The sequence below is a fragment of the Geobacillus sp. genome, assembly GCF_017515625.1.
GTDB lineage: Bacteria > Bacillota > Bacilli > Bacillales > Anoxybacillaceae > Geobacillus > Geobacillus stearothermophilus.
The window spans coordinates 1-22,357 of record NZ_JAFWFM010000090.1 but is presented as its reverse complement, the minus strand read 5'-3'; the positions used below and the strand labels follow the sequence as shown (position 1 = coordinate 22,357).

Here is a 22,357-nt window from a genome sequence, read left to right as displayed (position 1 = left end):
CGCTCGGCCGCCCACTAGTATTATTTAGCCGAAAACTGAAATATATGTCAAGGACATTTTCTTGAAAGAGAAAGAGCGCGTCTATTGCAATCCCTTCCGTTGTATGATAAATTATAATAGTGTTTTTAGAGGGATGTAAAAGCAAGGAGGGAAAAACGATGGCGAAATGCTTCATTACCGGCAAGAAAAAATCGTTCGGCAACACACGTTCGCACGCCATGAACGCCAGCCGCCGCACGTGGAAAGCCAACTTGCAAAAAGTGCGCATTTTAGTCGACGGCAAACCGAAACGCGTTTGGGTTTCGGCGCGCGCCCTGAAATCCGGAAAAGTAAAACGCGTCTAACCGTTCAACAAAAAAAGCACCAAAAATGGTGCTTTTTTCTTACCCTTTTTTAAACGCGTTCAACACCGCCCGCACAATTCCGCCTAAAAATTTCGGCAGCTTGATCGTATAAAACTTCATCCCGATTCCCTCCTCACACCCGTCATATCACGCACTTCCCGCCATTTCCTTATCCAGTATATTCCGTTGCTGACCAATCGCAACTACGGGCAGCCGGCAAAATCGCTGCTCCTTATCATCATTAATATGCCTTCCGAAAACGAAAAAGTACCGGAAGATTGGATAAGTTCGTTACTAATACATAGTGTGGAGCCGCGGGAAATATGACAGTCGGCCAATGGATATTTAAATCCAATAAGCGTGAGCCCCGCCACCGTTTCAGAAATCGGGATGTAAGACACATAGCGGTATCGATCGTCGCGTGTGATCGTATGCACGCCGGGCAGATGGACGGTCAACACATTTTGCCGGTCGACGATTTCAATCGGCCGGCCGGCGTATTTCAGCAACAGCTCGACATTGCCAAACAGATGGTCAAGCCGTCCGCCGGTGGCGCCAAACAGACGGATGTGGCAGGCGTCCTGTTCCACCGCCCAATCAAGGGCGATCTCCATATCTGTTTTGTCTTTTTCTGCCGGCCATATTTCCAAATCCGGAAGCATTTGCTGAAGCTTGGCCACTTCTTCAGCCGGCACGGAATCGAAATCGCCAAACGCCCGCACCGGCTGGAGGCCGGCTTCAAGCAGCGCCGTTGTGCCGCGGTCGACGCCGACCCAATGCACATCCGCGCCGTCATAGCGGCGCAAGCTAGGGAGAAGCTCACGCGGGCCGCCGCCGACAATATGGATCACCATTCCCCTTCCCCCTTCGCCTTTTTCAATAAGAAAAAGCCTTGTTTCGCCTTGCCTGGCTTTTCCGGCGCTCACCGCCTACCGTTGCAGCGGCTGCCGGATGCAGGAGCCCGTTCTCTACTTGGCGCACGCTTCTCGCAAAGCGCGAATGGCCGCCGCCCGGTCCGCCTCATTGTAAATGGCCGACCCGGCGACGAGCACATTCGCCCCGGCTTCGGCGCAAAGCGGCGCTGTTTTCGCGTTGACGCCGCCGTCCACTTCGATGTCCAGCGTCTTGTTTTGTTCGCCGGCCAAACGGGCGACTTCGCGAATTTTCGGCACGACGGACGGAATGAACGCCTGCCCGCCAAACCCCGGGTTGACTGTCATCAATAGAACAAGATCGACGTCGGCGATGACATGGCGGATTGTCTCAACCGGCGTATGCGGATTCAACACGACCCCGGCCTTGACACCTTGCTCTTTAATAAAGTGAATCGTCCGGTGCAAATGCACGCACGCCTCGGCGTGGACGGAGATGATGTCCGCCCCGGCTTTGGCGAACGCCGGAATGTATCGGTCAGGGTCGGCGATCATTAAATGAACGTCAAGCGGCAGCTTCGTCACCGGGCGAATGGCGGCAACGACCGGCGGCCCGATCGTGATATTCGGCACGAACCGTCCGTCCATGACATCGACATGAAGCCAATCGGCTCCGCCTTCTTCCACCGAACGGATTTCCTCGGCCAAACGGGAAAAATCAGCTGACAAAATCGATGGCGCAATTCGAATCATCGTTCAATACCTCGGCTTTCGTTCTTTCATTTCCGCAACAAAACTTAAATAATGGTCGTAGCGGTACGGCGGAATGTCCCCAGCCTCAGCCGCCTCGCGGACCGCACATTTCGGTTCGGCCACATGAAGGCAGCCGCGGAACTTGCACCCTTCTCCGTATTCCCGGAATTCCGGAAAATAGCGCGGCAGCTCGTCAAGTTCAATATCGTCGAACTCGAGGGCGCTAAACCCCGGTGTGTCGGCGACGAGCCCGCCGGCCACCTCCAGCAGCTCGACGTGGCGGGTCGTATGTTTGCCGCGCCCTAAATGGGTGGAAATATCGCCGGTTTTCAGCCGCAAATCCGGGCGAAGCGCATTTAACAGCGATGACTTGCCGACGCCGGACTGTCCGGCAACGACCGAGACGCGGCCGCGCAGGTGCGCCGCCAGCTTATCGAGGCCGTCTTTTGTCACGGTCGACGTCTCAATCACCTCATAGCCAATGCGCCGGTAATCACCTGCATAACGGGCGATCGCGTCTTTCGCCTCGCCATCGAGCAAATCCATTTTGCTAATGACGATAATCGGCGCAATTTCCTTCGATTCGATTAAGACGAGAAAGCGGTCCAACAGCTTGGCGCTAAAGTCCGGGCTTACGGCAGAAAAAACTAAAATCGCCTGCTCGACGTTGGCGATCGGCGGCCGCACCAGTTCATTTTGCCGCTCGCGAATGTCCAAAATGTAGCCTTCCGTCTCACTTGTCGCCGTAAAGACGACGCGGTCGCCGACAAGCGGCGTCACTTTTTGCTTGCGAAACACACCGCGCCCGCGGCACTGAAACACATTCCCTTCCGAGAGCACGTAATAAAATCCGCTCAACGCTTTGATGATTTGCCCTTCTGCCATAGCCTCACTCCTTTTTTCCGCCGTGTTCTGGATATGGAATCGATCCTTCGTCTTTGACAACATTGTTGACAATAACGCGATAATACGCCGTCTCCCCGTATGGAATTTCAAACTCTACGATCTCCGTGGCCGGCCCTGTCAGCCGGTACGTTTTATATGGCGTTGTCATGTTATGGTTCGCATCTTGAATGTAAAGCTGGGCTTCCACCACCTGTCCGTTTTCCGCCGGCTCGTATGGGATGACGATTTCTTTGATGACCGTTTTGGATGGCTTCGGCTCCGGGCCGCGGGAAATGACGACCGTAACAGTCTCGCCTTTTTCCACCTGCTCATTGGCTGCCGGAGTTTGCGAGATGACAAGCCCTTTCGGCACTTCATCGGAATACTCGTACTTCACTTCAATGCGCAGCCCTTGGTCTTCGCCGTAGTCGCGCACACTTTTTTCCGTATAGCCGCTCAAGTCTTTGAGCGTTACGGTTTCCGGACCGAGGCTGACCGTGAACATCACTTCCGTTTCGCTCGGCACGACTTCATCGCCGGCGTACGGATATTGATCCAAAATCGTCCCTTCCGGCTTATCGCTATGGCGGCCGTTGCGCGTAATGCGAGTGAACCCTTCCGCGCGCAGCTCCTCCTCGGCGGCCGAAATATCGTCGCCGATAAAGCTTGGAAACTCGATTTTCTTTTTGCCGGCGCTCTTATAGATGACAATGCCGGCCCCTTGCTTCACCGTCATTCCGGCTTCCGGGTCGGTGCGCACGACTTTTCCTTCTTCTATTGCATCATCTTCGACATCGATCGTGTCTTTGATTTCCAAGCCGAGCGCCGACAACTGTTCAACAGCTTCGTCATAGTCTTTATTGACGACATCCGGCACCGTCACTTCCTTTGGAAAGAACACGTCCGGAATCCATGTGAGCGCGCTCACGCCGGCCGCTCCAAGCAATAGGATGACGGCGGCAAGCCAGGCGATCCAGACCCGCTTCCGTTTCGGCTTCGCCTTTGGCTCGTCATCCGCTTTGGCCGGCTCGTTCGCCTTTTCCTCATAGACAAGCGTCTCCGGCTCAAGCGCGGCGCTTTCCGGATGTTTTATGATCGGGATGGCCTTCGTCGCTTCATCGCCGTCATCCGGGATCGTGAATTTGGCCTCGTTGCGCCGCCTCGGGTCCAGCGCCGTCCGGATGTCCTCGTTCATGGCGCGCGCCGATTCATAGCGGTAAAACGGGTCTTTCGCCGTCGCTTTTAAAATAATATTTTCGACGCTTTGCGGAATGTCGGGATTCCACGCCTTGGGCGACGGCGTTTCCGCCTGCAAATGCTTCAGCACGATCGAAACGGCCGATTCGCCGGAAAACGGCAGCCGGCCGGTGACAAGCTCAAACATGACGATGCCAAGCGAATAAATGTCCGACTTTTCAGTGGCAATGCCGCCGCGCGCCTGCTCCGGCGACAAATAATGAACCGAACCGAGCACCGAGTTCGTCTGTGTAATCGTCGTTCCACTCATCGCCACCGCGATGCCGAAGTCGGTCACTTTCACGTTGCCGTGCTCATCAAGCAAAATGTTTTGCGGTTTAATGTCGCGGTGGATAATACCGTTCTCATGGGCATGGGCGATGGCCGACGTCAGTTGGTCCATGATGCAAAGCGCCCGCTCGACCGGAAGCGGGGCATGCTGCTGAATGTACTGTTTCAGCGTCGAACCGCGCACATACTCCATCACGATATAATAAAGGCCTTCTTCCTCGCCGACGTCGTAAATCGGCACAATATGCTCATGATTTAAGCTCGTCGCCGCCTGCGCTTCGCGGCGGAACCGTTTAATAAACCGGTCGTCGTTGGCAAAATCAAGGCGGAGCACTTTCACGGCGACATCGCGCTCCAAAATGATGTCGCGGGCCAAATAGACATTCGCCATGCCGCCGCCGCCGATCAGGCTGATGATTTTGTAGCGGTCGTTCAATCGCTTTCCGATAAGCACGCCGATCACCCACCTTCACGTTCCACTGAAAAATCAACGACTGCAAGCGAAATGTTGTCTTCTCCGCCCCGCCCGTTCGCCAATTCGATGAGCGCCTGCGCTTTTTCTTCAAGCGCGCCGGCACCGGTCAAAATTTGCACGATGTCTGCCTCGGGCACTTTATTTGACAATCCGTCCGAGCATAGCAGGAGCATATCGCCGTCATCGATGGAAACGGTTTTGATATCGACCTTCACGGCCGGTTCGGTGCCAAGCGCCCGCAAAAGCACGTTTTTGCGTGGATGGTGTTCGGCGTCCTCTTTGGAAATTTGCCCGCTTTTGACCAGCTCATTGACAAGAGAATGGTCATCGGTCAACTGTTGAATTCCGTTTTGGTTCAATAAGTAGCAGCGGCTGTCGCCGATATGCGCGATGGTGGCAAACGGCCCAGCGCAAATGGCGCCGACGACCGTCGTTCCCATCCCTTGGCATTCCGGATGGGAGAGGGCGTAGCGAAACAGCCGCTCATTGGCGGCTGCGATCTGCACTTTCAGCCACTGCTCCGCCTCAGCCGGCGAGGAAACGCACGGCGCTTGCTCCCATTGCTCTTGCAAGTGCGCCACCGCCATCGCGCTCGCCACATCGCCGGCGCGGTGACCGCCCATTCCATCGGCGACAACCGCGAAATATTGGCCGCTTTCGTTGACAAATACACCGCCGTTGTCTTCGTTATGCTCGCGAATTTGGCCGATATCAGTTCGGAAAACGGCTCGCATCCGATTCACCTCGTCTCTTCTTTCCGCTCCTTCGCGCGAAGCTGTCCGCAGGCGGCATCGATGTCGTGTCCGTGTTCGCGGCGAATGGTGACGTTGATTCCATGTTTTTTCAGCGCCCGTTCAAAGGCAAAAATTTGGTTGCGCGGCGTGCGCACATAATTTCGCTCCGGCACATAGTTGACCGGAATCAAATTTACATGGCATTTCAGCCCTTTAAGCAGCTCAGCCAGCTGCTCGGCATGCTCAAGTTGGTCATTCACTCCGCCGAACAATCCGTACTCGAACGTCACGCGCCGTCCAGTTTTTTCAATGTAGTATCGGACCGCCTCCATGAGCTTCGGCAGCGGATACGCCTTATTAATCGGCATCAGCTTCGTCCGCAGCTCGTTCGTCGGTGCATGCAGCGAAATGGCGAAATTGATTTGCATGCCTTCGTCAGCAAATTGATAGATTTTCGGAATAATCCCGCTCGTTGACACGGTGATATGGCGGGCGCCGATGTTCAACCCTTTCGGATGGTTGACGATGCGCAAAAATTTGATGAGCGCATCGTAATTGTAAAACGGCTCGCCAATGCCCATCACGACGATGCTGCTGACGCGCTCATTGGTCTCATCGAGCGCCTTTTGCACGTGTACAACTTGAGCGACGATTTCGCCCGCTTCCAAATGACGCTTCAGCCCACCGAGCGTCGAGGCGCAAAACGTGCAACCGATGCGGCAGCCGACTTGGGTCGTCACGCACACCGAATTGCCGTAGTTATGGCGCATGAGCACGGTCTCGATCGAATAGCCGTCATGGAGCTCAAACAAAAACTTGATCGTCCCATCTTTGGACGTTTGCTTGACAATCGTTTTGAGCGTCGTGATCGAAAACGACGCCACGAGCTGTTCGCGCAGCCGTTTCGGCAAGTTCGTCATCTCGGCAAAATCGGTGACGCGCTTTTCATACAGCCATTCGTAAATTTGTGTGGCGCGAAACGGCTTTTCGCCTTGAGCAGCAAGCCATTCTTTCCACTCGTCAAGCGTGAGCGAATAAACAGACGGCAACGATGGCGGCTGCCCGCCGCTGGAGGCCCGGCGGACAGCGGTCTGGACGATTTCCACTCCATTTACACCTTCTTTCGTAGTAATGCGATAAAAAACCCGTCGGAATCAAAATAATGCGGCAACAGCTGCAGCATTCCGCTTCGCACGCGCGGCCGCACCGGCTCTGGCATCCGCTCGGCGAGACGGTCGTCAAGGGCAAAATCCGGATGGTCGGCCAAAAAACGGGCGATCGCGTCTTCATTCTCTTCGCGCTCGATGGTGCACGTACTGTAAACGAGCACGCCCCCTTTTTTCAACAGCGGCGCGGCCGCCCGCAAAATGGCTTGCTGCACCGCAACGAGCGAGGCGACGTCGTCTTTCCCTTTCGTGTATTTGATCTCCGGCTTGCGGCGAATGACGCCGAATCCGGTGCACGGCGCATCGACCAAAATGCGGTCAAACGACTCAGGGGCAAACCGCTCGCCGAGCCGGCGGCTGTCAAGGGCGAGGGGGGTGATGCAGCGAAACCCAAGCCTTTGCGCCTGCTGCTCAATGAGCTTCACTTTATGCTCATGAACATCGACGGCGACCACTTCACCGCGGCCGCCCATCCGCTCGGCGATATGGGTCGTCTTCCCCCCGGGCGCCGCGCAGCAGTCAAGCACCCGCTCGCCGGGAGCCGGATCAAGCGCCCGGGCGACAAGCATCGAGCTTTCATCTTGGATCGTCAGCAAACCGGCGCGAAACGCTTGCGTATGCGCCAAATTTCCTTTTTCCGCGCGGACAGCCTCCGGCGCGAGATGGCCGGGAGCAGCTGCCATGCCTTCAGCACGCAGCCGGTCAAGCGCTTCCTCCACCGTCGCCCGCAGCCGGTTGACGCGGGCTGTTGACTGCGGCGGGCGCAAATTCGTCTCGCACATGCGCGCCGTTTCCTCAAAACCGTATTGGCCGATCCAGCGCCGGACAAGCCATTCCGGATGGCTGGTGGCGACGGCGAGCCGTTTTCCGGAGTCGTGAATCGCCTCAAGCGAAGGCAGACCCTCACGGCCGATCGTGCGCAAAACGCCGTTGACAAGCGAGGCGATGCCGCGATGGCCGCGCCGCTTGGCGATCTCGACCGCTTCAAAAATGGCGGCGTGATCCGGGACGCGGTCCAAATACACCATTTGGTACAGCGTCAACCGGAGCAGCATGCGCACCCACGGCTCCAGCCGGCGCGCCTTTCGCAAAAACGGAGCTAAATAGTAGTCAAGCGTATCACGCCGCTGCACCGTGCCGTAGACGATCTCCGTCAGCAACGCCGCATCGCGCCCGTCAAGCCGGCCTTTGCGAATCGCTTCATTGAGCTCCAGATGGCTGTAGGCTCCTTGTTGTTCAATTGCCAACAATGTCTCCAACGCAAGTTCACGTACGTTCATGATCCTCTCCTAGCTTCATGCCGACCGAAAGACGGCTGCCGGCGCCGCGCAAAAACTCGCCGGCGGCCATCCGCTTTTTGCCGGCCGGCTGCAATTCGGTGATGCGAATGGCTGTCTCATTGCCGGTGGCCACTACAATGCCGTTTTCCTCGAGCGCCACAATCGTGCCCGGCGGCGCCGCTTCTGGTGTCGGCACTTTTTCTCCCCACCAAACTTTCCAAACGTTCCCGCTGTGTGTCGTATACGCAACCGGCCACGGATGGAAGGCGCGAATATGGTTGTAAATGGCTTCACCAGGCTGCGTCCAGTCGATCCGCTCCTGCTCGCGGCGAATGTTCGGCGCATACGTCGCTTTCTCCTCATCTTGCGGAACGGGCGCAATGTTTCCTTCCAATAAAAGTGGAAGCGTTTCTGATAATAGTTTAGCCCCGGCGGCGCTCAATTTATCATGGAGCGTGCCGACCGTGTCCGTTTCAGCAATCGGCACCTCGACTTGCGCCAACATATCGCCGGCATCCAGCTTCTCGACCATATACATGATCGTGACGCCCGTTTTCGTTTTTCCTTGCCAGATGGCATAATGGATCGGCGCCCCGCCGCGCAGCTCGGGCAGAAGCGAGGCATGGACATTGATGCAGCCGTATTCCGGCGCTTCCAGCAGCGCTTTCGGCAAAATTTGCCCGAACGCCGCCGTCACAATCAAATCAGGCGCAAACGCCAACACTTGTTCGTATTGCTCCGGCTCACGAATTTTTGTCGGCTGCAGCACCGGGATGCCGTGGCGCTCCGCTTCCACTTTCACCGGGGGTGGCACGAGCTGGCGCTTCCGCCCTTTTGGCTTATCCGGCTGGGTGACAACCGCCGAAACATGATAGCCGTCGTCAAGAAGCTGCCGCAAAATCGGCACGGCAAAATCAGGAGTCCCCATAAACACAATGTTCGTCATCGGCATCTATCCTTCCAATTCCTCAAGATCACAGTAACGGATCACTTTTGATGTAAACAGCACACCGTGCAAATGGTCGATTTCATGCTGCAACGCGCGCGCCAAAAAACCGGCGGCCGAAAGCGTAAACGAACGGCCGCGCCGGTTTTGCGCCCGCACGTTCACAAATTTCGCGCGCGGCACTTCGCCAAACAGGCCGGGAAAGCTCAAACAGCCTTCCACATCGACCTCTTCGCCGCGCGCCTCGAGGATAACTGGGTTGATGAGCTCAATCCGGCCGTGTTCATCGCCGACGTCAATGACGGCGATCTGCTTGGCGATGCCGACTTGCGGGGCGGCCAAGCCGACCCCGTCAGCGGCAAGCATCGTATCGTACATGTCGTCAAGCAGCCGGGCAAGCTCGCGGTCAAACGTTGTCACCGGGGCGCACGGCTGCTCCAAAATCGGGGCGGGATATGTGACAATCGGCAATATTGGCAACGTCATTTCCTCCATTTTCACATCATCATATACGGGTTCGTATCGACGGTGATGGCCGCTCCGCCATGGGCGGCATCGGCTTGGTAGCGGTCGATGACCGCTTTGAGCGCCGCCGTTACATTCGGTTCCCGTTTGTATTTTATCATGCACTGGTAACGATATCTATCGTGAAGGCGGGCGATCGGCGAGGCGACCGGACCGAGAACGACCGCCTCGTTTGACAGCTGTTTGCGCATGTAGGCGGCGATTTTTTCCGCCGTCTTGGCGGCAGCCGGCGCTTCCTGGTGGGCGACCGTGATGAGCGTCAAGTAGTAGTACGGCGGATAACCGTGCGCTTTGCGCAGCATCATCTCCTGCCGATAAAAGGCGCGATAGTCATGGCGGGCGGCAAGCTCGATGCTGTAATGGTCGGGCGTGTACGTCTGAATGACGACTTCACCCGGCAACTCATGCCGTCCGGCGCGCCCGCTCACTTGTGTCAGCAGCTGAAACGTTTTTTCCGCGGCGCGGAAATCGGGCAAATGCAGCATCGTGTCAGCCGCCAGCACGCCGACGAGCGTGACGTTTGGAAAATCGAGCCCTTTGGCAATCATTTGCGTGCCGAGCAAAATATCGGCTTCCTTGGCGGCAAAACGGGAAAGCAGCTCTTCATGCTCCCCTTTGCGTCCGGTCGTGTCGACATCCATGCGGATGACGCGCGCTTTCGGCAGCAACCTCGTCAGTTCTTCTTCCACTTTTTGCGTGCCAGTGCCAAAAAAGCGGATGTGTTCGCTTCCGCACGACGGACAGCGGGGGGCAAGCGGCTCTTCATGCCCGCAATAATGGCATTTCATCCGCTCGCCGGCGCGATGGTACGTAAGCGAGATGTCGCAATGCGGACAACGGATGACGTAGCCGCAGCCGCGGCACATGACAAACGTTGAATAGCCGCGCCGGTTTAAAAACAGCACCGCCTGCTCGCCGCGTTCGAGCCGCTGTCGCAACCCGTCAAGCAGCCGGCGTGAAAACATGGAGCGGTTGCCGCTGCGCAGTTCCTCGCGCATATCGACGACATGGACCGACGGCAAACCTTGGCGGCTGACGCGCTCCGGCAGCTCAAGCAGCTCGTACACCCCTTTGGCGGCGCGGGCGAACGTCTCAAGCGAGGGGGTGGCGCTGCCAAGCACGACCGGGCAGCTGTGGCGGCGGGCGCGGTAAATGGCGACATCGCGCGCGTGGTAGCGCGGCATTTCTTCTTGCTTATAGCTCGTCTCATGTTCTTCGTCGATGATGATCATCCCTAAGTTTTCAAACGGGGCAAACACGGCTGAGCGCGCACCGACGACAAGCTGCACTTCTTTCCGGTGAATTTTCCGCCATTCGTCGTATTTTTCCCCGATGGACAGCCCGCTGTGGAGCACTGCCACCTTCGGACCGAACCGCCCCTTAAACCGCTCGACCATTTGCGGCGTCAGTGAAATTTCCGGGACAAGGACAATCGCCTCTTTCCCTTGGCGCAGCACTTCGTCGATCGCCTGCATGTACACTTCCGTCTTCCCGCTCCCGGTGACGCCGTAAAGCAAAAACGTGCGGTGCTCTCCGGCGCGCACCGAAGCGGCGATTTTCGCCAACGCCGCTTCTTGTGCCGGAGTGAGCGCCGGCGGCTCACTCGGCTGAAACGTGCGATGTTCGTACGGGTCGCGGTACACCTCGACATCGTTCAGCACCACCAATCCTTTGTCGACGAGCGCTTTCAGCGGCGCTGAGGAAACGCCAAGCGCCGCTTGCAGCTCGGCAACCGGCACCGCTTCCCCTTTTTCAAGCAAAAACGAAAGCACGTCCTTTTGCCTTGAAGGCAGCGCCGCCAGCGCGTCGTTTGCCTGTTTGTCCGGAACGGCCAAACGCGCATGCTTCACCGTTTTCTTGCCTGCTTTTTCTTTCACTTCGTAAACGGCTTCAAGCACACCTTGCTGTACCGCTTTTTGCGCCGCCCGCCATAAGCTGGCGGCTTCAATGTCTTTCCAAGCCACTTCCATTTGATGGACAAACAGCGGCTTTAGGTCGTCCGGCAATGCTTCCCGATTTCGTTCATCCGTCAAGCGGAGCGTTTTTTCATATTTCGCCCGCATCGCCGCCGGCAGCATCGCCTGGTACGCCGAGATGGCGAAACAGAGCGTCGTTTCCGTTAAATAGCGGCCAAGATCCAGCAGCTCTTCGTTTAACACCGGCACGACATCAAGCACATGCTCAATCGGTTTCAGCTGCTTGATGTCGGAATGGTCTTTCACCTCGACGACAAACCCTTGCAAACGCCGCGCCCCAAACGGCACCGTCACCCGCATGCCCGGCTGGATGACGCCTTGCCAGCGCTCCGGGATCGCATAATCGAACGGGCGGTCCGTCTGCCGGGACGGAACATCGACAATCACGGAGGCGACTTTCATCGAATCCCCTCGATATAGGCGTGTATTTCTTTTAAAATTTCCTCGGCCGCCTCGCGTTTTGTCATGAGCGGCAGCGGCCGAACGACGCCGTCGCGGCGGAAGATGGTGACGATGTTCGTATCGCCGGCAAACCCTGCGCCTTCTTCGGTGACATTGTTGGCGACGACCATATCGAGCCGCTTTTCTTCCAGTTTTTTTAACGCATACTGCTCAAGGTTGTCCGTCTCAGCGGCAAATCCAACCAAAATCTGCCCCGTTTTCCGCTCGCCAAGCGCCTTCAAAATATCGACCGTCCGCTCCATCTCGACGACATAACCGCCCGGTTGCTTTTTAATTTTGGAAGCTGCGACATATTTCGGCCGATAATCGGCGACCGCCGCCGCTTTGATCACGATGTCCGTTTCCGCAAAGCGAGACAAAACCGCTTCATACATTTCTTCCGCCGATTCAACCGCCACCGTCTCGACGCCATCGGGCGATGGGAGCGCCGTCGGTCCGGAGACGAGCGTCACCGAAGCGCCGAAGCGGGCCGCCGCTTCGGCGATGGCGTAGCCCATTTTTCCGCTCGAATAGTTAGAGAAATAGCGGACTGGGTCGAGCTTCTCCCGCGTCGGCCCGGCGGTGACAAGAATGCGCTTCCCGCGAAACAGCGGCGGATCGCCGGCAAAAAACCGCTCGATATGGGCAATGATGTTCTCCGGTTCCTCGAGACGCCCTTTGCCGATGTAGCCGCACGCCAAGTAGCCTTCCGACGGTTCGATGAACCGGTAGCCGAACTCACAGAGCCGCTCCATGTTCGCCCGAACGGCCGGATGCTCGTACATATGAACGTTCATCGCCGGAGCGATCCAGACGGGCGCTTTCGTCGCCAAAATCGTCGTCGTCACCATATTATCGGCGATGCCGGCGGCCAGCTTCGCCATCGTATTGGCCGTCGCCGGCGCAACGAGGACGAGATCCGCCCAGTCCGCCAAATCGATATGGGCGATGACGGCCGGGTTGTTTTCGGCAAATGTATCGACATACACTTCCTGGCGCGACAATGCTTGAAACGTGAGCGGTGTAATGAACTGGCACGCCCCTTCTGTCATGATCACTTTTACTTCAGCGCCGCGCTGGACGAGCTGGCTGGTGAGCACCGCCGCCTTGTACGCCGCCACCCCCCCGGTCACACAAAGCAAAATATGTTTTCCCTTGATCATGTTGGCCACCCCCCGACATTGAAAAAATAACAACCTAAAGCTAGGTTGTTATTTTTCCTCTTCCACTAATTCGACCTTGTCACCGGCAATTTCCTCGAGCGCCTGGCCGACAAATTTTTTCGACACCGGCTTTTTCACCATCAGCTCCGCACCGTCCTGCAACTCGCGTGCCCGTTTGGCCACCACCGTGACAAGCTTATACTTGGAGTCCACTTTTTGCATCAGCAAATCGATGGAAGGATACAGCATCGTCATTCCACCCCCAACATCCGTTTATATCGCTCGGCGACGCGTTCGCGCCGGCAATGCTCAGCCGTGACAATCGCCTTGATCCGCTCGCAGGCGAGCTCGACTTCATCATTTTCCACGACATAGTCGTACGCATCCATCATTTCAAGCTCCTCTTTCGCCGCCCGCAGCCGATTTTCAATCAGCTCTTTCGACTCGGTGCCGCGTCCGATGATCCGCTTTTCAAGCTCCGTGAGACTTGGCGGGGCCAAGAAAATGAAGAGCGCCTCTGGAAACGCCCGCCGCACTTTCATCGCTCCTTGCACTTCGATTTCCAAAAACACGTCTTTCCCTTCGGCGAGCGTTTTTTCCACATAATCAATCGGCGTCCCATAATAGTTGCCGACATACTCGGCCCATTCGAGCAGCTTGTTTTCCCGAATCATTTGTTCAAACTGCTCGCGCGTCCGAAAGAAATAGTCGACGCCTTCCACTTCGCCTTCGCGCGGCTTGCGTGTTGTGACGGACACTGAATAATGAAGCTTGATGTCAGGACGCGAAAACAGCGCTTTGCGCACCGTCCCTTTGCCAACGCCGGACGGCCCTGACATGACGATTAACAATCCACGTTCGCTTTTCAACGTTGAAAACCCTACCCTTCCTCGGAGAAATCATCGCTTCCGTACAAGCGGTTCGCCACCGTTTCCGGCTGTACGGACGATAAAATGACGTGATCGCTGTCGGTGATGATGACCGCGCGCGTTCTTCGGCCGTGCGTCGCGTCAACGAGCTTGCCGCTTTCGCGCGCATCTTGGATGATCCGTTTAATCGGCGCCGAATCAGGGCTGACAATCGTAATGATGCGGGCGGCTGACACCATGTTTCCGTACCCGATATTGATAAATTTCATCATCATGACACGCCCACCTGCCATATCCGATATTGTTGCCGCCAATAAGTCGTTTTAAACAGTTATTCCACGTTTTGCACCTGCTCGCGCATTTTCTCAAGCACGCTTTTCATCTCAACGACTTGCGCGGCGATCAAGCTGTCGTTCGCCTTGGCGCCGATCGTGTTCACTTCGCGGTTCAGCTCTTGCACCAAAAAGTCAAGCTTCCTCCCGATCGGTTCGTCCGCCTCAAGGACGTCCGTCATTTGCGCCAAATGGCTGCGGATGCGTTTCAATTCCTCGTGAATGTCCGCCTTTTCCGCAAACACCGCCACTTCTGTGAGCAGCCGCGCTTCATCAACCGGAGAAGGCGCCCATTCGCGCAGGCGGCGCGCAAGCCGCTCGCGGTATTGCTCGACTACAAGCGGCGCCCGCTGCTCAATGACTTCCACCCCGGCTTCGACTTCATGAAGGCGGGCGCGCAAATCCGCGGCCAGCGCCTCCCCTTCGCGCCGGCGCATGGCCACAAGTTCCTTTGCCGCTTCATCGACAGCGGCCAAAAGCAGCGGCTCGACCTGCTCGTTCGCTCCTTCCTCTTCCACCACTTCGACGGCCCCATCAAGCCGAAGCAACTCGGCCGCCGTCACGCTGCCGTCAATGGCAAATCGCTTTGCGGCTTCCTGCACTCCGGCCCAATACTGGCCAAGCAAATCCCAATCGATATGTACGCTCCGTTTCACAAGCCCTTCTCCGGCGATCGTGACGAACACTTCCACTTTTCCGCGCCGCACGTACGGTGAAATTGCTTTTTTTATTTTATCCTCAAACACGAGCCATTGTCTAGGGAGGCGAATGGAAATTTCACAAAACCGGTGGTTGACCGATTTCATTTCCACCGCCACCGTCAAGCGATCCGTTTTTTTCGTGCTCGCGCCAAAACCAGTCATGCTGTAAACCATGCCATCACATCCGTTGCGTCGTTGATGAAAAAGAAAAGGTCATAGAGCGCTCCTCTATCACCTTTTTTATTATAACATATCCATCCTTTTATTTTCTCGTAAAAAGCGAGCCGGCAAACAAAAAGGTCGGCAAGGCGGACAAACCGATGATGAGCAGCCAATCGACGGCCGCAAGCGGCTTCGTATGGAACACGGCAGCCAGCGGCGGGTAGTAGATCACGACCAGCAGCAACAGCAGCGACACGATCACCGCTGCAACGAGATACATGTTGCCGAACGGACTGCGGTCAAAAACCGAACGATCGCAGCGGCAGTCGAACACATGGATCAATTGGGCCAACACAAGCGTCGCAAACGCCGCTGTCTGGGCGTAAACGAGATCCTCGCCGCTCCGTTCATAGGCGGTCAGAAACGCAGCCAGCGTAACAACGCCGATCAAAAAGCCGCGGCTTACGATTTTCCAGCCGAGCCCGCGGGCGAACACCCCTTCATCGGGACGGCGCGGCGGCCGCTTCATCACGTTTTCTTCTGGTTGGTCGAGCCCGAGCGCCATGGCTGGCAAACCGTCGGTGACAAGATTGACCCATAAAATTTGAATCGGCACGAGCGGCAGCGGCAAGGCAAGCAGCATCGCAAACAACATGACGAGAATTTCCCCAACGTTCGAGGCGAGCAAGTAGCGGATAAACTTGCGGATGTTTTCGTAAATGTTGCGCCCTTCTTCAATCGCGGCCTCAATCGTCGCAAAGTTGTCATCAAGCAGCACGAGCGACGCCGCCTCTTTCGCCACTTCCGTCCCCGACCGGCCCATCGCGACGCCGATATCCGCCGCTTTCAACGCCGGCGCGTCGTTCACCCCGTCGCCGGTCATGGCGACAATATGACCGCGGCGCTTAAAGGCGTTGACAATTTTCAGCTTATGCTCCGGGGAGACGCGGGCAAACACGTAAATATTATCGACCTCGCGTTCGAGCTCGTCGACCGACAGGCGCGATAACGTCGCCCCGTCCATCACTTTTCCGCCGGGCGGGAGCACGCCAAGCTGTTTGGCGATGGCCGTTGCGGTCAACACATGATCCCCGGTGATCATCACCGTTTTCATCCCCGCCTCTTTGCATCGCGCCACCGCCTGCTTCACCTCCGGCCGCGGCGGATCGATCATGCCGGCGACGCCGAGAAACCGAAGCTTCGTCTCCGCCTCCTTCTCCGATCCGATCCGTTCCGTTTCCGCAAGCGGCCGATACGCAATGGCAATCGTGCGCAAGGCGGAAGACGCCATCTGGCGAATCGCCTTCTCAATCGTCTCTTTCCACGCCGGGGTCAGCGCCTGCTCGCGCCCGTTCCATTCCAGGCGGTCCGCCCGCTCAAGCAGCACATCGGGCGCCCCTTTCGTCACAACGAACCGCCGCCCGTTCCGGTCGCGAATGATGACCGTCATCATTTTCCGCTCGGAATCAAACGGAAACTCCTGTTCGATCGTGTACTCACGCAAAAGCATTCCTTTCGCCAATCCAGCTTTGGCCGCCGCGACCAGCAGCGCTCCTTCCGTCGGATCGCCGTCGACGTAACGCCGGCCGTTTTCCTCTTTCAACTCCGAACTATTGCAAAGCACCCCCATTGTCAACAGGCGAGCGAGCTCGGGAACGCGGTTCGGATCAACCGTCCGGCCGCGTTCAGAAAACTCGCCATCCGTTTCAAGACCAACGCCGCTTACCGCAAATGTCCGCCCGCCTGCCCATACTTGCGTGACGGTCATCATGTTTTCCGTCATCGTCCCCGTTTTGTCGGAACAAATGACCGAAGCGCAGCCGAGCGTTTCCACCGCCGGAAGCTTGCGGACGATGGCGTTTCGTTTGATCATCCGCTGCACGCCAAGCGCCAAGACGACCGTCACAATGGCCGGCAACCCCTCCGGAATGGCGGCGACCGCGAGCGACACACCAGCCAAAAACATTTCATACAGGTCGTGCCCTTGAATGACACCTACGGCCACGACCGCTGCCGTCAGCGCCAATGCGACGACAAGCAAAATTTTCCCAAGCTGCTCGAGCCGGCGCTGGAGCGGGGTTGCCCCCGCATCCGCCTCTTCGAGCATCGTTGCGATTTGTCCCATCGCTGTTTTCATCCCAGTGGCGATGACAATCCCGACCCCATTCCCTCTTGTCACGAGCGTCCCCATAAACGCCATATTGTGCAAATCGCCGAGCGACGCCTGTTTCGTATGAAGCGGGGCGGCGGATTTGGCCACCGGCACTGATTCGCCCGTCAGCGCCGACTCCTCGATTTCCAGGCCGGCCGCCTCAATCAAGCGGATGTCGGCCCCGACCCGGTCGCCGCTTGCAAGTCTCACCACATCGCCGACAACAAGCTCGCGCGTGGGGACTTTCACCCACTCCCCGCCGCGCAACACAACCGCTTGCGGAGCGGACAACCGTTTTAAGGCGGCAAGCGACTTTTCCGCCCGCCGCTCCTGGATAAACCCGAGAATGGCGTTCATGATCACGATGACGACAATCGCCACCGCATCCGCATACTCGCCTAAAAATGCGGAAATCACCGTCGCCAAAAGCAACACAAGCACCATAAAATCTTGAAACTGGCGAAAAAAGACAACGATGGCCGACTCCTTCTTCCCTTCCGCCAGCTCGTTGTACCCGAACTGCCGCAGCCGTTTTTCCGCCTCCGCCGCCGTAAGCCCGGTTTTGACATTCGTCTTCGTCTCGTGCGCGACATCGCTTGCCGCGAGCGTATGCCATTGCATCTGTCTCCCTCCGTCCTTCCATTTTTTCGCACGCTGTTCCCTCTTCTCTATGCTTATTCATACATGTCCCAAAAAATGATAGTCCCCGCCATGATGTTTAGCGACACAAACATAAGGAGTCGTGGGGCCCTTTGCCACGCCATCTCCCCCATAAGGGAAAAAATCGTGTCAAAAAAGCGGGCCTCCCCATTTTATGCAACATGTTCGTCGGGCATCTTCGTCCGTCTTCAGGTAATATTCAAAGAAATGTTCAAAACGGCGGGTCGTATGGTAAGATCGAAATAGCAAACAAACGAAATAGAAAGGTGTTTTCCATGTCCTTTGACGGAGTGTTTACGTACGCCATTGTCGGTGAACTCGAAGAGGCGCTTGCGGGCGGGCGGATCACGAAAATCCACCAGCCTTCGGCGTATGAGATCGTGCTGCTTGTGCGCGCCCGGGGCCATAACCATAAAGTGATGCTGTCGGCGCATCCGACGTACGCGCGCGTCCATTTGACAAACGAAACGTACAACAACCCATCCGAGCCGCCGATGTTTTGCATGCGGCTGCGCAAACAGTTGGAAGGAAGCATCATCGAGTCGGTCCGCCAAGCCGATTTCGACCGCATCATCATCATCGATGCAAAAGGCCGCGATGAACTCGGCGATCTGCAGACGAAGCGGCTCATCATCGAAGTGATGGGCCGCCATAGCAACATCATCCTCGTTGATGCATCGACCAACACGATCATCGACAGCTTGAAACATTTGCCGCCGTCGGTCAACCGCTACCGGACGGTGCTTCCCGGGCATCCGTACGTCGCCCCACCGACGCACGGCAAGCTGAACCCGCTTGAGGCGACGGAAGAAATGGTGCTGAAAAAAATCGACTTTCACGCCGGCAAGCTCGCCCATCAGCTTGTTTCCGCCTTCAGCGGCATTTCGCCGCTATTTGCCAATGAGGCGGTGTTCCGCGCTGGACTCGCCAACCGGACGACGCTGCCAAAAAGCTTTCTTTCGCTCATCGATGACGTGCGCGGCCGCCGCTTTGCCCCGATGATGTACACGAACGGGGAAAAAGAATGGTTTTACGTTTTGCCGCTTAAGCACTTAAAAATCGAAGGCCAACCGTTTGCGAGTGCAAGCGAGCTATTGGACCGCTTTTATTTCGGCAAGGCCGAGCGCGACCGCGTCAAGCAGCAAGCTCATGACATCGAGCGTCTCATGGCGAACGAAAAGGCGAAAAACGAGAAAAAGCTCCTAAAGCTCGAACAGACGCTCGAAGAAGCAAAGAAAGCCGACGTTTATCGACTGTACGGCGAACTGCTCACCGCCCATTTGTACGCCATAAAGCGCGGCATGACGGAAATCGAGGTCGCAAACTACTACGACGAAAACGGAGGCACCATCACCATTCCGCTCGACCCGCAAAAATCGCCGTCCGAGAACGCGCAACAGTACTTTCAAAAATACCAAAAAGCGAAAAACTCGTTCGCCGTCGTTCAAGAACAAATCGAGCGGACGAAAGAAGACATCGCCTATTGCGACACGATTTTAAGCCAGCTTGAAACCGCCTCGCCGAAAGATGTCGAGGAAATCCGCGACGAGCTCATTGAACAAGGCTATTTGCGCCCGCGCGCGGCCAAAGGAGCAAAAAAGCGCAAACCAACCGCACCCGAGCTTGACCGCTACGTCGCAAGCGACGGCACGGAAATACTCGTTGGCAAAAACAACAAACAAAACGATTATCTCACAACAAAGCTGGCCCATAAGGACGATGTTTGGCTGCATGTGAAAAACATTCCCGGCTCGCACGTCGTCATCCGGAACAAGCAGCCGTCTGACGAGACGCTCTTGGAAGCGGCGAATCTTGCCGCCTACTTCAGCAAAGCGCGCCATTCCGGCTCCGTGCCTGTCGACTACACGCGCATCCGCTATGTAAAAAAACCGAGCGGCGCCAAGCCGGGATTTGTCATTTACGAAAACGAGCAAACGCTCTACGTCACACCGGATGAAGAACTCGTCCGCACCATGAAACAGAGGCAAAAAGAACAAGCGGCGAAACCATCGTAAACGCGCCCCAATGGCCGCCCAACACGGCATCGGGCGATCCGCGCGAACTCCCGCAAACCGAAACGGTCTAGCGCCGCATAAAAGACAGCGGGCTGTCTGTAAGACCAGCTGCATTGGCCTTACGGACAGCCCGCTTTGCAAACTTGTCGAGTCAACCACAAGCCGCCATCGCGAATGCAACTCCATGCACGTCTGCCATCCGTCTCAACGAAACATATCCTCAAGAGCCACTTGAAGCCCAGGAAAGCATGCCGACTGCACCACACCCGTTCCCGCTTTCACATCCGCCTGCTCATACAGTCCTTCCTCGTTCAGCGTATAGACGGTAATCGCCTCTTTCATCGGATTGACGACCCAATACTCTTTCACACCGTACGCCATATACAAATTGAATTTGGTCACTAAATCGTGCGCCTGGTTGGAAGGGCTCAAGATCTCAACGATAAGAGTAGGCACGCCGACATACTTCGTTTCCGTAAACCCTTTTGAATCGCAAATAACGCTTAAATCCGGAATGACGACTTTGCGATCGGGAAACTTGTCGCTAGCCAGTTCGATATCGGTCGGCGCCGCAAACACGTTGCACGGCTTCCCACGAAAATAAAGGCCCAATTCGGTATGAAGGTTGCTCGAAACAAGCTGATGCTTGATGCTTGGCGACGGAGCCATATACACAGCGCCATCAATATATTCAAGCCACTCATCGCTTTGTTCCCGCAACGCCCAATATTGCTCGTACGACACATTGGAAAACCGAGGCAAGGACATCGGCATCTTCTCCTTTGTCGCCTATATACTTCATTTTAGCTGAAATGGTGTGGTGGAGAAAGAGACCCCTTTCTTTTCACGCAGTTTTCTGATACGATGAACTTCAGGCATTGTCAGCATCCTTTCTCCACTGTTTGGTTATGTCTTCACACCTTCCACAGTAGAAGAAAGGTTAGGAGCCGGCAAGTCTTTTTTCTTTGCCTTAGGCTCTGCACTTTTCGTTGCAGAACTCTGTATTTTTATTTTGCACTAAACACACAGCTTTAGACCAAGCATCGCTTTCTCGGGCTTGCAAAGTCTCATTTTTATATTTGGACAGAGCCCCTCTTAGATTCCTTTTTTTGGCTGTTCCAAATCTTCTTTATCTGCATAAGGAAGAATAATGACTTCCACTTTTCTATTTTTTAATGATTGAGGCAAATCGATGATCTTTTCTAAGTCATTGCTGTTTTTGATTACTCTTACAAAATCCATAACGTTTTCACTCCTTTCAAGGAAGATGGATCCTTTTAAACATATTATACCCGTTCATTGTACATCATGAGATGAAAATTCACTTTACGATCTATATAGACTCCCATGACAAAAAGATTTCGTCACCATCGAAGGTATGAAAACGCCGCTATGTCGAACTCTGAAACCTTGCACATTTTGAAGTTCGGGTATTTTCAGGATAGAAAAACTTTTTTAACGTCAGATATCCCTTCTTCTCCTAATAATAGAAATGTTTTCAGTAACATAGCTTACCCCCTTTGTTTATGTTATCACGGTCTGACATGAAGATACATATTACCCCCAGCTTTTCTCACTGTATAAGCTCTTCCTATCTCCCACTTTAGAGCTTTCTCTCTTCCATAAATGGTTCCTGAAACCATCGTACGTATACGCGATCGTCGTTCCATCCGACCATTGCTCTTTAAGAAGCAGTAAATGTTTGAGACTGGCCGTCGCTGGTTCGAATGACTTTTGAAGTCATATTGCCATTTACGTCATAATCGTAGTTGACGGAAGTACCGTTCGCTAACAACAGCTGTTTTAAGCGATCCGATAAATCGTACGTGTACTCTTTTTGGTTTCCTTTCTTTACCTCCACTGTTTTGTTCTTCACAACCTTAAACAGTAGAGGGGATTTTAGGAACTGGCAAGCCTTTTTTGCCATGAAGCTCTGCCATTTTGCACTAAACACACCCAGACGTTTCTGTTTCAAGCTCGGATGTGTTGGCATCAAAAGAAGACATTCAAATCATTGAACGGAAAGCGCTCGATCTTCTCCAATCGTATTGGCACCAGTTGCTTTTGCGTTCGCATAATGGCGGAAATCAACCTTTTCTCTCTCCTTTCCCTGTTACGAAAACATGCCAAGAAAGGGCAAAGGAAAAGGTAACTATTCACTCCGATAGTAGTATGTAAAGAAGCGCAACACAAATAGGGCATCCCCGTAATAGAAAATGCCCTAAGTGGTAGAAAGAACGCGATCAAGCGTGTCACCCGTCAACAGAAGACATAACGAATCCCACACGTTTTTTTCGTGTTTCGTCAGTGTGGAAACGATGCTTCTTGCGATGCAAAACGACTGCGCGAATGTTTCTTCGCGAAACGTACCCGAAATGT

The 22,357-nt window shown here is 55.4% G+C and carries 21 protein-coding genes and 2 pseudogenes; 2 read left to right on the top strand and 21 right to left on the bottom strand.

Going from position 1 to position 22,357, the window contains the following annotated elements:
* The first annotated feature begins 158 nt into the window (after nt 1–158).
* Complete coding sequence (gene rpmB / locus IKE44_RS05745) at nt 159–344, top strand: 50S ribosomal protein L28 (protein WP_033011180.1); 186 nt, start codon at nt 159–161, stop codon at nt 342–344.
* 39 nt (nt 345–383) lie between these two features.
* Here the strand turns inward: rpmB and spoVM are convergent, their stop codons facing one another.
* From spoVM to IKE44_RS05660, 17 genes are all read right to left on the bottom strand, one after another.
* Nucleotides 384–464 carry a stage V sporulation protein SpoVM gene (gene spoVM / locus IKE44_RS05740; protein ID WP_033011182.1) on the bottom strand — a complete coding sequence of 27 codons (81 nt, stop codon included), beginning with the start codon at nt 462–464 and terminating at the stop codon, nt 384–386.
* A gap of 83 nt (nt 465–547) precedes the next feature.
* Nucleotides 548–1,198, bottom strand: a complete 651-nt coding sequence (locus tag IKE44_RS05735; protein WP_033011184.1) for a thiamine diphosphokinase — start codon at nt 1,196–1,198, stop codon at nt 548–550.
* Between the two features lie 114 nt (nt 1,199–1,312).
* Nucleotides 1,313–1,969, bottom strand: coding sequence for a ribulose-phosphate 3-epimerase (gene rpe, locus IKE44_RS05730; protein WP_033016061.1), 657 nt, complete (start codon nt 1,967–1,969; stop codon nt 1,313–1,315).
* Between the two features lie 3 nt (nt 1,970–1,972).
* Nucleotides 1,973–2,854 carry a ribosome small subunit-dependent GTPase A gene (gene rsgA, locus IKE44_RS05725; RefSeq protein WP_033016062.1) on the bottom strand — a complete coding sequence of 294 codons (882 nt, stop codon included), beginning with the start codon at nt 2,852–2,854 and terminating at the stop codon, nt 1,973–1,975.
* Between the two features lie 4 nt (nt 2,855–2,858).
* A complete protein-coding gene (pknB, locus tag IKE44_RS05720) occupies nt 2,859–4,835 on the bottom strand; it encodes a Stk1 family PASTA domain-containing Ser/Thr kinase (RefSeq protein ID WP_033016080.1) in 1,977 nt (658 codons plus the stop codon).
* Nucleotides 4,836–4,840: 5 nt separating this feature from the next.
* On the bottom strand, nt 4,841–5,590 hold the full coding sequence (locus IKE44_RS05715) for a Stp1/IreP family PP2C-type Ser/Thr phosphatase (RefSeq protein ID WP_033011190.1): 750 nt from the start codon (nt 5,588–5,590) through the stop codon (nt 4,841–4,843).
* A 5-nt stretch (nt 5,591–5,595) separates the two neighbouring features.
* Nucleotides 5,596–6,696: a dual-specificity RNA methyltransferase RlmN gene (rlmN, locus tag IKE44_RS05710; protein ID WP_287465277.1), complete on the bottom strand. Its 1,101-nt coding sequence runs from the start codon at nt 6,694–6,696 to the stop codon at nt 5,596–5,598.
* A gap of 5 nt (nt 6,697–6,701) precedes the next feature.
* Entirely contained in the window at nt 6,702–8,036 is a 1,335-nt protein-coding gene (gene rsmB / locus IKE44_RS05705; RefSeq protein WP_033016065.1) for a 16S rRNA (cytosine(967)-C(5))-methyltransferase RsmB, read from the bottom strand.
* Nucleotides 8,023–8,982, bottom strand: a complete 960-nt coding sequence (gene fmt / locus IKE44_RS05700) for a methionyl-tRNA formyltransferase (protein ID WP_287465276.1) — start codon at nt 8,980–8,982, stop codon at nt 8,023–8,025. Before fmt ends, rsmB begins: the two co-directional genes overlap by 14 nt.
* A gap of 6 nt (nt 8,983–8,988) precedes the next feature.
* Nucleotides 8,989–9,462: a peptide deformylase gene (def, locus tag IKE44_RS05695; RefSeq protein WP_033016092.1), complete on the bottom strand. Its 474-nt coding sequence runs from the start codon at nt 9,460–9,462 to the stop codon at nt 8,989–8,991.
* A 17-nt stretch (nt 9,463–9,479) separates the two neighbouring features.
* Nucleotides 9,480–11,885: a primosomal protein N' gene (priA, locus tag IKE44_RS05690; RefSeq protein WP_287465274.1), complete on the bottom strand. Its 2,406-nt coding sequence runs from the start codon at nt 11,883–11,885 to the stop codon at nt 9,480–9,482.
* Nucleotides 11,882–13,087 (bottom strand): bifunctional phosphopantothenoylcysteine decarboxylase/phosphopantothenate--cysteine ligase CoaBC, encoded by a 1,206-nt coding sequence (coaBC, locus tag IKE44_RS05685; RefSeq protein ID WP_033016073.1) that lies wholly within the window; start codon nt 13,085–13,087, stop codon nt 11,882–11,884. Before coaBC ends, priA begins: the two co-directional genes overlap by 4 nt.
* Before the next feature lie 48 nt (nt 13,088–13,135).
* Nucleotides 13,136–13,336: a DNA-directed RNA polymerase subunit omega gene (gene rpoZ / locus IKE44_RS05680; protein ID WP_011230668.1), complete on the bottom strand. Its 201-nt coding sequence runs from the start codon at nt 13,334–13,336 to the stop codon at nt 13,136–13,138.
* 2 nt (nt 13,337–13,338) lie between these two features.
* Nucleotides 13,339–13,956 carry a guanylate kinase gene (gmk, locus tag IKE44_RS05675; RefSeq protein ID WP_080706534.1) on the bottom strand — a complete coding sequence of 206 codons (618 nt, stop codon included), beginning with the start codon at nt 13,954–13,956 and terminating at the stop codon, nt 13,339–13,341.
* A gap of 11 nt (nt 13,957–13,967) precedes the next feature.
* Complete coding sequence (gene remA / locus IKE44_RS05670; RefSeq protein ID WP_033016074.1) at nt 13,968–14,231, bottom strand: extracellular matrix/biofilm regulator RemA; 264 nt, start codon at nt 14,229–14,231, stop codon at nt 13,968–13,970.
* A gap of 56 nt (nt 14,232–14,287) precedes the next feature.
* Complete coding sequence (locus IKE44_RS05665; protein ID WP_033016075.1) at nt 14,288–15,163, bottom strand: YicC/YloC family endoribonuclease; 876 nt, start codon at nt 15,161–15,163, stop codon at nt 14,288–14,290.
* An 88-nt stretch (nt 15,164–15,251) separates the two neighbouring features.
* The gene (locus tag IKE44_RS05660) at nt 15,252–17,924 is read right to left on the bottom strand and encodes a cation-translocating P-type ATPase (RefSeq protein ID WP_033016076.1); all 2,673 of its coding nucleotides are present in this window, start codon (nt 17,922–17,924) and stop codon (nt 15,252–15,254) included.
* A gap of 314 nt (nt 17,925–18,238) precedes the next feature.
* Between IKE44_RS05660 and IKE44_RS05655 the strand changes: the two genes are divergently transcribed.
* Complete coding sequence (locus IKE44_RS05655) at nt 18,239–19,978, top strand: Rqc2 family fibronectin-binding protein (protein ID WP_061567715.1); 1,740 nt, start codon at nt 18,239–18,241, stop codon at nt 19,976–19,978.
* A 204-nt stretch (nt 19,979–20,182) separates the two neighbouring features.
* On the opposite strand, the gene IKE44_RS05650 is transcribed toward IKE44_RS05655, so the two are convergent.
* The 4 genes and pseudogenes from IKE44_RS05650 to IKE44_RS05635 form a co-directional block, all read right to left on the bottom strand.
* Complete coding sequence (locus IKE44_RS05650; protein WP_150825334.1) at nt 20,183–20,746, bottom strand: Uma2 family endonuclease; 564 nt, start codon at nt 20,744–20,746, stop codon at nt 20,183–20,185.
* Between the two features lie 327 nt (nt 20,747–21,073).
* On the bottom strand, nt 21,074–21,220 hold the full coding sequence (locus IKE44_RS05645; protein ID WP_287465270.1) for a hypothetical protein: 147 nt from the start codon (nt 21,218–21,220) through the stop codon (nt 21,074–21,076).
* A gap of 445 nt (nt 21,221–21,665) precedes the next feature.
* Nucleotides 21,666–21,905 (bottom strand): annotated as a pseudogene (locus IKE44_RS05640) (RHS repeat domain-containing protein); the annotation flags it as partial.
* A gap of 294 nt (nt 21,906–22,199) precedes the next feature.
* Nucleotides 22,200–22,357: pseudogene (locus tag IKE44_RS05635) on the bottom strand (IS66 family transposase); the annotation flags it as partial.

Bases quoted from the DNA above. Each gene is read 5' to 3' on its own strand.
- coaBC (WP_033016073.1), bottom strand. From the start codon at position 13,087: ATGATCAAGGGAAAACATATTTTGCTTTGTGTGACCGGGGGGGTGGCG.
- fmt (WP_287465276.1), bottom strand. From the start codon at position 8,982: ATGACGAACATTGTGTTTATGGGGACTCCTGATTTTGCCGTGCCGATT.
- rpmB (WP_033011180.1), top strand. From the start codon at position 159: ATGGCGAAATGCTTCATTACCGGCAAGAAAAAATCGTTCGGCAACACA.
- IKE44_RS05650 (WP_150825334.1), bottom strand. From the start codon at position 20,746: ATGTCCTTGCCTCGGTTTTCCAATGTGTCGTACGAGCAATATTGGGCG.
- IKE44_RS05665 (WP_033016075.1), bottom strand. From the start codon at position 15,163: ATGGTTTACAGCATGACTGGTTTTGGCGCGAGCACGAAAAAAACGGAT.
- IKE44_RS05645 (WP_287465270.1), bottom strand. From the start codon at position 21,220: ATGGATTTTGTAAGAGTAATCAAAAACAGCAATGACTTAGAAAAGATC.
- IKE44_RS05660 (WP_033016076.1), bottom strand. From the start codon at position 17,924: ATGCAATGGCATACGCTCGCGGCAAGCGATGTCGCGCACGAGACGAAG.
- rsmB (WP_033016065.1), bottom strand. From the start codon at position 8,036: ATGAACGTACGTGAACTTGCGTTGGAGACATTGTTGGCAATTGAACAA.
- IKE44_RS05655 (WP_061567715.1), top strand. From the start codon at position 18,239: ATGTCCTTTGACGGAGTGTTTACGTACGCCATTGTCGGTGAACTCGAA.
- rsgA (WP_033016062.1), bottom strand. From the start codon at position 2,854: ATGGCAGAAGGGCAAATCATCAAAGCGTTGAGCGGATTTTATTACGTG.
- remA (WP_033016074.1), bottom strand. From the start codon at position 14,231: ATGATGATGAAATTTATCAATATCGGGTACGGAAACATGGTGTCAGCC.
- IKE44_RS05715 (WP_033011190.1), bottom strand. From the start codon at position 5,590: ATGCGAGCCGTTTTCCGAACTGATATCGGCCAAATTCGCGAGCATAAC.
- spoVM (WP_033011182.1), bottom strand. From the start codon at position 464: ATGAAGTTTTATACGATCAAGCTGCCGAAATTTTTAGGCGGAATTGTG.
- priA (WP_287465274.1), bottom strand. From the start codon at position 11,885: ATGAAAGTCGCCTCCGTGATTGTCGATGTTCCGTCCCGGCAGACGGAC.
- rpoZ (WP_011230668.1), bottom strand. From the start codon at position 13,336: ATGCTGTATCCTTCCATCGATTTGCTGATGCAAAAAGTGGACTCCAAG.
- rpe (WP_033016061.1), bottom strand. From the start codon at position 1,969: ATGATTCGAATTGCGCCATCGATTTTGTCAGCTGATTTTTCCCGTTTG.
- IKE44_RS05735 (WP_033011184.1), bottom strand. From the start codon at position 1,198: ATGGTGATCCATATTGTCGGCGGCGGCCCGCGTGAGCTTCTCCCTAGC.